This is a genomic window from Sorangiineae bacterium MSr12523, assembly GCA_037157775.1.
GTDB lineage: Bacteria > Myxococcota_A > Polyangia > Polyangiales > Polyangiaceae > Pendulispora > Pendulispora brunnea.
In genome coordinates, this window is record CP089982.1 from 6,673,948 (window position 1) to 6,687,401 (window position 13,454).

At 65.1% G+C, this 13,454-nt stretch carries 4 protein-coding genes; all 4 read right to left on the reverse strand.

Features of this window, described 5'->3' with window-relative positions; translation table 11 throughout:
- Positions 1 to 5: 5 nt before the first annotated feature.
- The 4 genes from LZC95_25720 to LZC95_25735 are packed head-to-tail and all read right to left on the reverse strand — an operon-like array spanning position 6 to position 13,436.
- Positions 6 to 1,388 (reverse strand): hypothetical protein, encoded by a 1,383-nt coding sequence (locus tag LZC95_25720; GenBank protein ID WXB00201.1) that lies wholly within the window; start codon positions 1,386 to 1,388, stop codon positions 6 to 8.
- A complete protein-coding gene (locus LZC95_25725) occupies positions 1,385 to 6,628 on the reverse strand; it encodes an SDR family NAD(P)-dependent oxidoreductase (GenBank protein WXB00202.1) in 5,244 nt (1,747 codons plus the stop codon). Before LZC95_25725 ends, LZC95_25720 begins: the two co-directional genes overlap by 4 nt.
- Positions 6,625 to 7,944, reverse strand: coding sequence for an NAD(P)-binding domain-containing protein (locus LZC95_25730; protein ID WXB00203.1), 1,320 nt, complete (start codon positions 7,942 to 7,944; stop codon positions 6,625 to 6,627). Before LZC95_25730 ends, LZC95_25725 begins: the two co-directional genes overlap by 4 nt.
- On the reverse strand, positions 7,941 to 13,436 hold the full coding sequence (locus LZC95_25735) for an alpha/beta fold hydrolase (protein WXB00204.1): 5,496 nt from the start codon (positions 13,434 to 13,436) through the stop codon (positions 7,941 to 7,943). The genes LZC95_25730 and LZC95_25735 overlap by 4 nt, the downstream gene beginning before the upstream one ends.
- Positions 13,437 to 13,454: the final 18 nt, after the last annotated feature.

Genomic DNA, 13,454 nt, shown 5'->3' on the forward strand with positions numbered 1-13,454 from the left:
TCTCCTTATCGTCGGGGTGCCGGCGGTGATTCCGGGATGGGGGTCGTTCCTACGAAGCGGCGGTGAAGTCGGCGCCCGGCGGTCGACGTCAGCACCTTGGCCACCACACGCGGTTGGAAGAGCAACGTCGCCGTACCGGTGAGATCGAATGCGGGAAACAGGCGACGGCGCAGGGCACCATCGTGGTGAGCCGCCTCAATGGCCCATTTCATGTATCGTCCGACCGCAGCCGGCACATTCGGACGCGTTCCTTCGGTGTCCGGCCAACGGAAATCCGATGCCGTGGCGAGAGCCCATGGGCCGGCCAAGAACGTGGCCTGCTCGCGAAAGAAGGCTCGCTCGAATCGTGCTCTTGGACCGCTGCGCCGCAGCACCTGCCCCAAGATGGCGGCGCAGACCGCCGACGCGGCCATGCCTTGGCCATAGACCGGATTGAAAGCGCACGCGGCATCGCCCACCGCCACGAAACCGGCCGGCCCCGCGGTCCAACGCTCGTAGCGCCGAAACACGTTGGCCATCGATCGAAAGCCATGAATGGGCGAGATGGGCTCCGCCTGGGAGAGGACCCTCGAAGCCATCGGTGAGCTCAAACTCGCGAAATGTGCGAGAAACCCCTGTTCGTCCGTCGGTGGATAGGCCCGATTGAACCCCGATGCCGTGACCAACCAGCAGTCATCCTCGATTGGAAAGATCACGCCGCCGCGCGGCCTTCCGGGTTCGGCTTCGACCCAGAGCCCCTTCCACCACCAGTCCGCCGGGCGGCGCGGCGGGGGACGATAAAAGCGCGAGGCGTATCCCGCGTGCGCATCCACACGCTCCGTTTGCGGCGGGGTCACTCCCAATTCCCGCAGCCACGCGTCGATGGCGGTGTTGCGCCCGCTGGCATCGACCACGAGTTCGGCCAGCAGCTCGGGCAATTCCCGCTCTCGCGTTCCGCTGCGCAGCCGCACGCCGCGCACCTGGCCGGGCGTTCCCAGGAGGCCGAGCACCTGCACGCCGTCGATGACGCGCACCTTGGTCTGCTGTCGAAAGAGCGCGCGCATCGTGCCTTCGAGCAAGTTGCGGCTCGCCCAGAGCACCTCGGCGGTGGCGCCGAGCGTTTGCCATCCGAAGGTGCGCCGCACCGCCATGTCGGTACCGATGTCGAACCGCACGGCACCGCCGGCCAACATCGCGGCCACGAAGCCGGGAAAGAGCTTCTCCATTTCCCGCTCGCCGCGAGGCAGCAGTACGTGCGTGTGCCGGCTCTGCGGCACGCCGGGGCGAGCGGCGATCCCCTCGGGCAGAAGATCCCGCTCGAGCATCACCACTTCGTCGAAAAAGTCGCCGAGTACGCGCGCAGTGCACATGCCGGCCAGGCTTCCCCCGATGACGATGGCGCGGGTCACTTCGAAATCCCTTCGATGAAGTCGACGATTCGGCTCGCCAGTTCGGCAAACTCCAGGCGGATGTAATCGTGCCCTCCGGCGAAGGTCCACTCGGTCAGCGCACCGCCGCTCCGCCGCCACACGTCCAAGCTTTCGTCCTGAAGCTTCCCGTCGCCTCGACTGGTCGCCATCACGATGGGGCAGGACAGCTTCCATTTCGGATCGAAATCGAAGTTCCACGCGCACTGCTCGCCGAACGCGTTCAAGAAACGTCGTCTCGCTTCCGGGGTTTTGCGGTGGACGGGAACACCCTCCAAATCGGCAATGGTCATCAAGAATCGCTCGTCGCGAAACTGCTCGCGGGTGGTCGTTCGCTGGATGGTGGACGAATTGGTCGGGTTCGACAGAACGACGCACATCGGCTCGATCGCATGTCGTTCGAGCTCGACGACGGTCGCGTACGCAATCAAAGCACCGAGGCTATGCCCCAGGCATGCGAACGGCGCTTTGGGTAATGCCATGAGGGCGCCGGCGACTTGCAAGGTCAGGGACGCCAACGGCCGATGGCCCGATGCGTTCGAATCGAAACGCTCCGAGTCCCAACTTGGATATTCGACGGCCACGAGCTCCCAATCCTCCGGCAAGACTGGAACCCACTCTTGAAAATCCGTCGCACAGCCGCCGCGGCCCGTGAAGCAGACGAGCCGCAGACGCGGCGCCGGGCCGCCGCTCTTCAGGATCGTGAGCGGCGCTGGGACGTCGGACAGCTCGGCTTTTCGGGCGTCTTTCACGCCGGCGTGAAGCGCGTCGAATTTGGCGGCCACTCGAGCGCTCAGGTCGTGCACGGTTGCTTGAGCAGCAATATCCGAAGGAACCAATTGGACATTCAGCTCTTCTTCGACCGATTGCCGCACCTCCAGGGCAATGAGCGAGTCCAATCCGAGATCGTGGAGCACGTCGGTGGTCTTCAGCGTGTGCTTCGGCATTCGGGTTGCCTTGGCGAGGAGGCCGCGCAGCGTGTCCTCGATGGCCGCAAACCGCTTTTCCCGCGGAAGATTGGCAATGCGCGAATAGGCTCGAATCACCGCCTGGGTGGGGGCGACCAACTCGGAGACGAAACGGTTTTTCGGCAATTTGGCTCGCGACAAGGGGACGATGCCGACGCAGGCCCGCGGCGAAACGAAGACGTGCTCCAAGGCCGCGATCCCTTCCGCCGCCGTGAGGACGCCCATGCCTTGCGTGGCGAGATAGCGCGTGGTGTGCGCAGCGACCTGCGTGGCCATGCCTACGTCGCTCCACGCGGTGAAATGGATGCTGAGCGCCGGCAGGGCGCGTGCACGGCGGTAATGCGCCAAGCCGTCGAGGAAGGCATTTGCCGCCGCGTAGCTGGCCTGCCCCGGCGATCCGAACAGCGATGCGACGGACGAGAAGAGGACGAAAAAGTCGAGCGATAGACCGCGCGACACCTCGTGCAAGTTCCACCCGCCGTCGAGCTTCGCGCGGCCGATCGCCTCGAGTCGCGGCGCATCCAGCTCCGCGAGGGGCGTCATATCCGGCACACCGGCGGCGTGGATGATCCCAGAGAGAGGCGGCATCGATGTGCGGATTTCGTCGACGACGGCGCGGAGTCGCTCGGCGTCGGCGACGTCGACGGAGAACGTGGCGACGCTGGCGCCTTCCGCACGCACGCCCTCGAGCACCTGTTCCACGTCCGAGGGCGGGGCACGCCGCCCGAGCAATGCAAAGTGCCTGGCTCCGCGCGCGGCCATCCACTTGACGACCTCGAGCCCGAGCCCTCCGAGGCCGCCCGTCACGAGGTACGTGGCATCGGACTTGAACGAGGGTGCGGGGTTCTCGGGCACGTAAAACACCAGCCGTGCGACATAGCGCTCGGCACCCCGAAGAACGATGCGGTTCTCGTCCCCTCCTGCGAGAAGCTCGTCTGCGAGACACCCGATGTCGGTTGCTGCGTCGAGATCGAGCAAGCGGCAGTCGAGCTCCGGCATTTCCTGGACGACGGCCATACCGAACCCCCAAAGCGGCGCCTGTTCCACGGAGACCGCCTCGTTCTCGACGGATTGAGCCCCTTCGGTGAGCAGCCAGAGCCGCGGAAGCTGCGCCCACCCGGTGCCCGCGAGCGCCTGCACGAGATGGAGCGCGCTGATCGAACCGAGGGTTTGCGCCTGCTGGATCCGCGCAAGCGAAGGCTCGGCGGCAGCGGCGTTCGCGCTCCAGAGGTGCACCACACGGCTCCGCCCGGACGACGAAGCGAGGGCCGCGCGCACGTCATCTTCCGCGAGAAGGCGGACGAAATGCGCCGGCTCGCGCGGGTCGATCACGTAGTCGCGCGCGCCTCGACGCGCGTACGCCTCCCCCGCCGTTACACGGACGCAGATCGCACCCTGCGACGCGAGATGCGCCTCGAGCGCCGCGCCACGACCCGCCGAATCGGCGAAGATCAACCATCCGCCACCGCCGTCGCCGGGCTCTTCGACGAGAGGAGACGCGCGCCACTCCAATGCGCAATGCTCCTCGCGCGAGGAAGCTTTCGGACGCCCGCCTTCGAGCCAATAGCTTTGCCGTTGCCAGGGGTACGTCGGGAGCGAAATCGTGCGGCCCCGCGTCGGATACGCTTTGGACCAATCGATGGGGTAGCCCGCGCAGTGGAGAGCTCCGAGCGATTCGAGCATCGTGGGCCGCTCCTCTTCGTTCCGGCGCAGCGATGCGAGCGCGCGCGCGGACTTCTTTTGCGCGCCCCATGTCTCGTTCATCGCGGCCGCGAGGACCGGATGAGGGCCCATCTCCAAGAACGCTTCGTACCCTCGTTGCACGAGATCGCGAATGCATGCGGCGAAAAGAACCGGCTTCAAGATCTGCTGACCCCAATAGTCGGCATCGAAGAAGGTCCCCTGCTCGGCCTGGCCGCGCGCGGTCGACATGAGCAGCACGGTCTTCGTCTCGTTCGGAGAGAGCTCGCGCAGGCGCCCGCGCAGTTCCTCTCCGAAGCCTTCCATTTGGGCGCTATGAAATGCGTATTCGACGGGCAGCCATTTGGCTTCGATCCCCCGAACCCCAAGCTGCGCGGCCAATGTCTGGAGCGCGGCTGCTTCGCCGGAGAGGACCGTCGCGTTGGGGCTGTTGCTCGCGCCAATCGACACGCGCGGGCCGTACTCCGCAATGAGCCGCTCGGCCGATGCAGACGGCAATGCCACGGACAGCATTTTCCCGAGGCCCGTTGCCTTCTGCATGATCTGGCCCCGCAGCACCACGAGGCGCGCAGCGTCTTCGAGGGTCAATGCACCGGCCACGTGCGCGGCTGCAACCTCGCCGATGCTGTGCCCGACGACGGCGTCGGGCGACACTCCCCACGAGCGCCACAGTGCGGCCAGCGACACCTGCAGCGCGAAGAGCGCCGGCTGCGCCACCGCGGTCTGATTCATTCGATCATCGCTGGGCGCAGGCCCTCCCGCAGCGCGAATATGCTCGTAGCAGGCTTCCCATGCGGCGCGGAATACCGGCTCTGTTTCGACGAGCTCGCGCCCCATCCCCGCCCACTGCGGGCCCTGTCCGCAGAAGACGAAGGCGACGCGCGGGCGCGCGTCCTTGGCCGTTCCACGAACGAGCCCCCGCGGCCGTTCGCCGGCGAGGTGGCTGCGAAGTTTGTCGCACCACTCGGCGCGGTCGTGACCGAGAACGACGAGCCGGTGCTCGTGATGATCGCGGCGCTCGCTCGCCGTATAAGCGATATCGCGCTCCGTCACGTCCAGCGATACCGGCGAATCCAGGTATTCGATGTACGAGGCTATGTACGATTGGAGCGCGCTGTCCGTCTTGGCGGAGATCGGCAGAATTCGAGGTCGGTCGGCCTCGATGTCCCCCTCCATCGAGGGCTCCGTCGGGGCGGGCGGCTCCGTCACGATCGCGTGCGAAATGGTGCCGTTGAAGCCGAAGGCGTTCACGCCTGCAACCCGCCGCTTGCCTTCGGTGCGCGGCCACGGGAGCGTCTCGCGCGGCACGGAAATCGGAAGAGCGTCCCAGGCCACGCGCGGGCTGGGGACCTCGAAATGAAGGTGGCGCGGAATGATCCCGCGACGAAACATGCCGAGCACTTTGAGAAGGCCCACGATGCCGGCCGCGCCTTCGGTGTGCCCGATGTTCGTCTTTACGGAGCCGACCATCAATGGCCGTCCGGCGTCGTGCGAACGGGCGAAGACTTGCCCGAGCGCCTCGAGCTCGATCGGATCGCCCAGCGGCGTACCGGTCCCGTGGCTCTCGACGTAGTCGATGTCCTCGGGGCGCATACGGGCGGCCGACAGCGCATCGCGCAGGAGCCGCTCCTGGGCGCGGCCATTCGGTGCGGTGAGGCCGTTGCTATGGCCATCGTGGCTCACGGCGGAACCGGCGATGACGCCCAGAACGCGATCGCCGGCCTTCTGTGCGTCGCTCAGCCGCTTGAGAACCACCACGCCGCACCCTTCCGAGCGCACGTAGCCGTCGGCCCCCGCGTCGAAGGTGCGGCATCGTCCTCCCTGCGACGAGAGGGCCCCCGTCGCTTGCATCGCGTCGCTGCCGACCGTCACGGCAATCACGTTCACGCCTCCGGCGAGCGCTACGTTGCATTCGCCGCTGCGCAGGCTTTGGGACGCGAGGTGGACGGCAACGAGCGACGACGAACACGCCGTGTCGAGCGCGATGCACGGCCCCTGAAGATCGAGCGCATACGCGATCCGCCCTGCCGCGATGCTCACCGAGAGGCCCGTCACCGCGTAGAGCATTTCGACCTGGGCCACGCTGAGCGAGCCATAACCGCTGTACCCCGCAAAGCCCATGAAGGTGCCGGTCCGGCTTCCGCGAAGATGCCGCAACGGGATGCCTCCGTCTTCCAGTGCCTCGACCGAAACCTCGAGAAGAAGCCGCTGCGCGGGATCCAAGGAAATGGCCTCCCGCGGCGATATCGAGAAAAACGACGGATCGAACCGGTCGATGCCATCCAAGAGGCCGCCCGCCGCGGGAGGGTTCGCGCCGAGCGATTCGAACAATCGCCGTCGGCCGGGCGGCATCTCCCGGAGCGCATCGAAACCGTCTTCGAGCAGGCGCCAAAATGCGGGAGGCGAGGTCGCCCCCCCGGGGATCCGGCACCCCGCCCCGACGATGGCAATCGGCTCCGGCACCGCGTTGCGGTAACGGCTTATCTCCGTTTCCGCATCTTTGAGCGCTGCGAGTGCTCGCTTCATGAGGCTCGTATTCGACTTCTCGTTCATCGCAACGACTCCGTGACCGTTGTTGCCGTGGGGTTGAGCACCGAGCGAAAGAATTGGATCACTTTGATGGCTTTCCAGAGGTCCGTCTCGACGCGGTGCCTCGGCGTATTCAGGAATTGCCCTCGCCCGATATCCGGCTCCGGCCCTCGAACGAGGCGTCGAAGCACGCGAAACGCGTCGGTATTCTTCTCGCGCGCCATCACGTAATCGGTGACCAGCGCGCCCCCGACGTTGAGCAGGTTCCCCAGCCCGGACGCGGCATTGAAATATCCGACGAAGACCAGGCTATCGACCTTGCGATGAAACATCGACAGAAACAGCTCCAAAGCACCGTCTCGCGGTCGTATCTCCGGACTCAGGAATGGAAAATTCATTTCATATCCGGTTGCGTAGAGAATGAGGTCGATCTCTTCGCGTGTGCCGTCGGCGAACTCCACCGTCCGTCCGTCGAAGAGGCGAACGTCCGGCTTGGGGCGAATGTCACCGTGGCCGACGTAATAAAGAAGCAGCGAATTCAAAATAGGGTGCGCCTGGTGAATGGCGTGGTCCGGGCGAGGGAGGCCGTAATCGACCGGATCGTAACCGGCTGCCTTGAACTCACGCTGGACGAATGTCCAATACTCGTCGGTCGACGAAAAGCGCGAGCCGATATCCATGAGCCATTCTTGCGTTGGCTTTCCGTGAATGAACTTCGGCATGTAATGATAGCCGCGCCGCGTGCTGTGGAACGTCCGCTCCGCTGTCTGCGATGCATCGACGGCGATGTCGCACCCGGAATTGCCGCCACCGATGACCAATACGCGTTTGCGGCGAAAGATGTCGCGGGAGCGGTAGTCGGCCGCATGCACGATTTCTCCGTCGAAGTGGCCGGGATAGTTCGGAATCAAAGGGGTGCGCATGCGCCCGTTGGCGATGACGACCGCGGAAAACGTGCGCGATTCACCGCTCGAGAGGCGAACCGTGCACCCTGCCCCATTCGGCTCCACACTCGCGACGCGGGCACCGAACTGGGCGCGATCGTAAAGCCCATAGTGCGCGGCCAGGTTCCGCAAATACGAGAGCATCTGGGCGTGGTTGGGATAGTGCGGATAATCCGCCGGCATCGGAAAATCGAGAAACTGGGTATTCTTCTTCGACGAAATCAGATGCGTCGATTCGTAAACGAGGCCAGACGCCTGCGATATTGCCCAGGTACCGCCGAAGTCGGCCTCCGCCTCGAAAAGGGTAAAGCGCAACCCCGCCTGCGTAAAGCATTTGGCGATCCCGAGCCCCACGGGACCGCCGCCGACAATCGCGTATTCCGAGCGCGCACTCACAGCCGCTCCTCGAGGTGAGGGGCGGCGTCGAAACCGCGAAGCATGCGACGAAAGAGCGCCGCGCGACGGGTGTCGCCTCGGTGCTCGAGATCGTTCGCCACGCTCGAGACGATCCCGGCGACCCCTTTGGCCAGGACGCGCTTCAGGGTGCCCACCGCCGCTTCGATTTCCGCGGCAGGGGCGTCGTAGCGCGGCTCGACCCGAATGCACGCAGGGGTCAGGGGCTGCATCGACACGGCGACCGGTGCGATCGGATCCCGCGAGCATTCGCTCCAGACGAACGACGCAAACCAGTCCCGCACGAAGCGCGGCCAGCCTTCGAGGTCGAACTGCACGGCCCAGCAGAGTCCCTCCCCCCATACGCGCCGAACCAGGGGAGACTGGGCCGCGAGATCGTTCAGCGCCGCAGAAAACCGCTTCTCGGTTTCACCGATGCGACGAAGGACATCGTCGCGCTCGAGCGTGTCGAGCCAGGCGAGCGTCGCATGCGCCGTGAGCTGGCAGCGGAACGATGCATCGATGGCCGCGACCCCTGCCTCGCTGCATGCTCGCGCGCGGGTGACGACGTCTTCGCGGGTCAAGACGTAGCCGGCAATGAGCTGGGAGTCCGTCCAACCCATGCACAATGCCATGATGTCCGGGCGCGCGAGCTTTCCCTGCCAATGGAACGTCCGCCCGCAGCCGACGCTGGTGTACGTTTCGTCGACCCCGACCAGGTATCCCGACCGGTGTTCGTCGATGGCGGCGAGCACGGGCTGGGGAATGCTCCGCAGCCCTCCCCAATCGGACTGCAAGGTCTCGAGCCAGACGAAGCCGACGTCGCCCGTGGCGAATTCGGCTTCGAGCACGGCGACCGCATTCGGCGCGAATGGATCGACGTATTTCACGTTCGACCAGCCGCAGCTCTCGACCAGCGCTTCGAGCGGACTCCCGACCGCAACACGCGAAACCAGCGCGCCCAATCGGGTAAAGACCGGGCTCCCTTCGAGGACCAGCAACGTCGAGCCTTTTCGAGCAGCCAAGAGCCCCAACTTCAGCGCCGATTCGACGGCCGTCGATGGACTCGCCGCGGCGAGCACCCGCTCGAAACCGGTGCTGATAGGAATTCGCCGTTCCAGCTCCGCCCAATAATCCTGTTTGGCATCGTGGACCGAAATCACCGATTTCGCGATCTCGGTACCGGTGTGTCCGCGAAAGGAGCCGCTGGTCACGAGGTACAGATTGATGACCCGGGTCGAATGCCCTGCCTCGCGCTCGAGGGCATACCCGCTGCGATCGCCGCGACTCTGGCGCTCCGCCAGGCCGAAGGTGTCGAGCGACTCCAGCAGCACGGGGTTGACGTATTGACGATGTGCTTCTTTCGTCTCCCGCGGATCGGCCACGATGGCCTGGAGGTCTGCGACGACCGAATCGGTTTGCAGAGCGGAAAATCTCCGCACGAGATGCTCCTTCACCACGGTCAAAACCGGTCCGGTCATCGACCCCGGAAGGCGCAGTGCGAACTCCTCCGGCTGGCGGACGAATACGCCACGCTCCTGGAAGCGCCGTATGGCGCAGACGCCGAATGGCAGTTGGAATCCGGCCATCGACTCGTCGAAGACGACCACGTCCGGTTTGGCGGGCAACGCCGGCGAGACGAGCGCGCCCGACTCGGAGGCGCCGTTCTCCGCGAGAATCGATACGATGTCGCGTTCCGCGCATTCGGCGACGATAGCCTCGAGACCCTCGCATTTCGCCGCGAGGTAGACGGAAGCTAGCTCGCACCCGCTTCGAACGAGCCCCAGCAATTCGTCCGGATTGTCCATGAAGAACAAATCGGGAAAAAGCGTTTCGCCGGGCAGAAATTCGAAATGCCGCTGCACGCTCCCCGATGGATCGAAGATCAGGGTCTTCGCGTCGGCGGAGCGTTTGGAGAGCTTCGCCCGACGCCGCCCATATCGCAGCGCGGTATCGACGGCCTCGATGCCCGACGCGGCGAAAAAGCAATTGTAACGGTCCTCGGCGCCACCGAGAAGTCGATTGAGCAGATATCCGACTTGACCCGCAATCGGCGAAATATCCGCGCCTGAGCCAATTTCGCCATTTTCCAAATAGCTCTTCAGAGCACCCAGCGATTCCGGGCTCATCGCGCGCAAGGTGATCGCGGAGGGAGTCTCCTCGCCTTCGCGCAAAAAGGCTCGCGTGAGAGAAACGAGCGCGGCGCCATGCGAAATCCCCAGGAAGTGCCCCGCACCTTGCACCATGCGCAACGTCGCGTGCGGATTGGAGCGCGCGAGCTGCTCGGCGTGCACGGGCGGCACGTACCCATCCTCGGTGCCGGCCACGATCAACGTTGGGGTATCGGTATAGGCAAATTGCTCCGGCCGCAGGCCTGCACCCAATTGGGCATACAATGGGAACTTGCTCAAATCGGCAAACTGCAGTGCGCGCATGCCATCCGGGTGGCGCTTTGCTTCCACCGCAATGAGGTGCATGCCCGAGGCGATGCTCGCAGGCTCCGAGGTCGTGCACACCAGGACGATCTTGGAGACGTGCTCTCGAAAATGCGTCGCGTACCACTGCGCAACGAGACCGCCGAACGAGTAGCCCAGGAGAACGACCCGAGAGAGGCCGAGCGACCGCCGCACCACGTCGATCTGCTCCGCGATGAATGCCATGGTGAGCTCGCCGTCGGGCAATTCACTGCGCCCTGCCCCCGGCGGGTGCACCATGATCACGCGGTGGCTCTCGGCCAGGGACGAGATGTCCGGGCTCAAGGTCAGCGCCTCGTGCGTCGAGAGGATGCCGCCGAAGACGAGCATCGGCGTGCCCGAGCCGAGCGTCGCGAACTCCACGACCCGACCGTCGACCCCATTCCGCACGTGCAGCTCGATTTCCGGGCGCTTTTCGGCCTGAACGGCGTCTTCCCACAGCGCCTCGATCGACGGCGCGCGGGAAGGAGCAAGGTCCGGGCGAGGCCCCGATTCGACGCCGTGGCTCGGACGAGTGTCGACGGGAACGCCGGAGAGCTTCGCGGTGAGATCGTAGCGCGAGACGAGATGACGGCTGAAGTCCGCCAGCGTATTGAACTCGAAGAAACTCGTCGGCGTCATGTCCACGCCGAGCATCGCGTTGAGCCGTTCGGCCAACTCGACGGCGCTGACCGACTCCAAGCCGTAATCGAAGAGCGGTGCGTCCACGCGAATCCGAGAACCGTCGACGAGAAGGACTTCCGCAACCAGATCGCGAACCAGCGCCTCGACGACGAGCGCGGGATCCCGTCCCTGCAGCGCGGGCGAGAACGCGATGGCCGCAGATTCTTTCGCCGCGGTGACCTCGGAAGCGACCTTCGGCTGCGGCGCGGAGGGGAGCTCGTAAAGCATATTGCCGGGGATGGTCCACGCACGCGACCGTTCGAACGCGTAACTCGGGAGCGCGATTTTTCGCCATGGCTCTGGAAAAATCGCGGAGGCGTCGAACGACTCGTTGGCAAGCCATCGCTTCGCGAGCTCTGCGAGCTCGGATTGTGGAATCTCGCTGGAGGCGCCGTACACGAAGGCGCCCAGCTTTTGCTGCAGGGTGCGCAGGCTGTCGGCGACGATCGCGAGTCGCGCATCGAATGCCGTGCGCCCGAACCAAAGGGTGGCGCACATGTCGTAAAGGAGCTCCGTCGCTTCCAATTCACGCAGCAGCGGCAGCCGCGCCAGGAAGTCGAGCAGTCGCTCGGCCTGGGCGTGCAGGCGCTCCGGCGAACGGGCCGACAAGACGAAGAGTCTATTCTCGGCAGAAATCCGGCGCGCGAGCGGCCGCGGAGGGGCCTCCTCCACGATCACATGGGCATTGCTCCCTCCCGCCCCGAACGCAGAGACCAGCGCGCGTCGCGGGATCTCGCGCACAACGCCCTCCGACTCCACCATTTTACGCTCCCACGGAGCTCCGTGGCGCTGGACGCGCACCGGCGCGCGCTCGAAATCGATGTTCGGATTCGGAGGTTCACAATGAATCGACGGGGCGAGCTCGCGGGCGCGGAGCTGCAAAAGCACTTTGGTGAGCGCCGCGACCCCCGCCGCCGCCTCGGCGTGCCCGAGGTTCGATTTGACCGAGCCGAGTGGAATCTTGTCCGCGAGCTTGCCAAATGTCTTTTCCATTCCACGGATCTCGATCGGATCGCCGAGCGATGTCCCCGTGCCGTGCCCCTCGATGTATCCGAGCGTGTGCGGTTCGACCCGCGCGCGTTCCAGCGCACGCCCCAGCGATGCCGCCTGCGCACTCGGATTCGGCGTCGTGTAACCGCGGGCGCGGCCACCGTGATTGATACTGGTGCTCTTGACGACGCCCCAGATCGTGTCGCCATCCCGCTGGGCGTCGGCGAGCGGCTTGACGAGCAGCGCACCGATCCCTTCCGCGGGCACGTAGCCGTCTCCGTCGGCACCATAGCTCCGGCACCGGCCATCGCTCGCGAGGTATTTCCCGGCGTCGAGGAGGCGGTACTTGCTCGGATGAATCGTGAGGTTGACGCCGGCGACGAGGGCCATTTTGCAATCGCCGGAACGCAGGCTCGCGCACGCGAGGTGGAGCGCCGTCAACGAGGACGAGCACATGCTGTCCAACGCCAGACTAGGGCCGCTGAAGTTCAGAAAGTACGAGAGGCGATTCGGGATCGTCGCGTACGATTCGCTCATCAACGTGGGCTGGCCGAGGAGGGTCAGCTCCGCGCCGAAGACGTGGTAATCGGCGTACATGATGCCGAGGAAGACGCCGACCGAAGCCGGTTCTCCGCGCGGCGCAAGCCGCATGGGATCGTAGCCCGCGCTTTCGATGGTCTCCCAGGCGACCTCCAGAAAGAGCCGCTCCTGCGGATCCATGGTTTCCGCTTCGCGCGGCGAGATACCGAAAAAGAGCGAATCGAACTCGTCGACGCCATCGATGTATCCGCCCCAGCGCAGAGGATCCGACGGCGCAGGACGCCAACGGTTCTTCGGGAGCGGTTCCACGCAGTCGCGCCCTTCGCGCAGGTTGCGCCAGAATTCATCGATGTTTCGAGCTTTCGGATAACGCCCAGCAACGCCAATCACGGCCACGTCGTTCGAGAAGGGCTCGGGCGCCGACGGGATGGCGACGGGGGCGCTTGCGATGGTGCGGGCGAGAGGAATTTGGCGCGCGAGGGAGTCGAGATCGATGGGGGCTGGTGAGACTTCCGGCCGAGGCTCCGCGGGTGGACGCGCTCGCGGGGCCGACGAAGCATCGGGAAAGAGAGATTCGAGCTCGGCGCGGAACTCGTCGATCAGGTACGCGGCGACAGCGCGAATGGATGGATATTCGAAGAAGACCGTACGTGGGAGGCCGGCAAAATACTGCTCGAGCCTCGAGTTCATGGCGATGACGAAGCGCGAGTCGAGTCCGTACTCCTGGAAATCGGCTTCGGGAGAAATCGCGTCGCGACGTATCTCACTGACATCGGCAATCAAGTCGCCGAGAAATTCTTCTGTCTTCGTTTCCAACCAAGTTGCCATGACGGTTCTCCGATGTGT

What these genes read in the sequence shown, in the direction of transcription:
- LZC95_25725 (WXB00202.1), bottom strand. Translation starts at nt 6,628, where the DNA reads ATGAACGAGAAGTCGAATACGAGCCTCATGAAGCGAGCACTCGCAGCG.
- LZC95_25735 (WXB00204.1), bottom strand. Translation starts at nt 13,436, where the DNA reads ATGGCAACTTGGTTGGAAACGAAGACAGAAGAATTTCTCGGCGACTTG.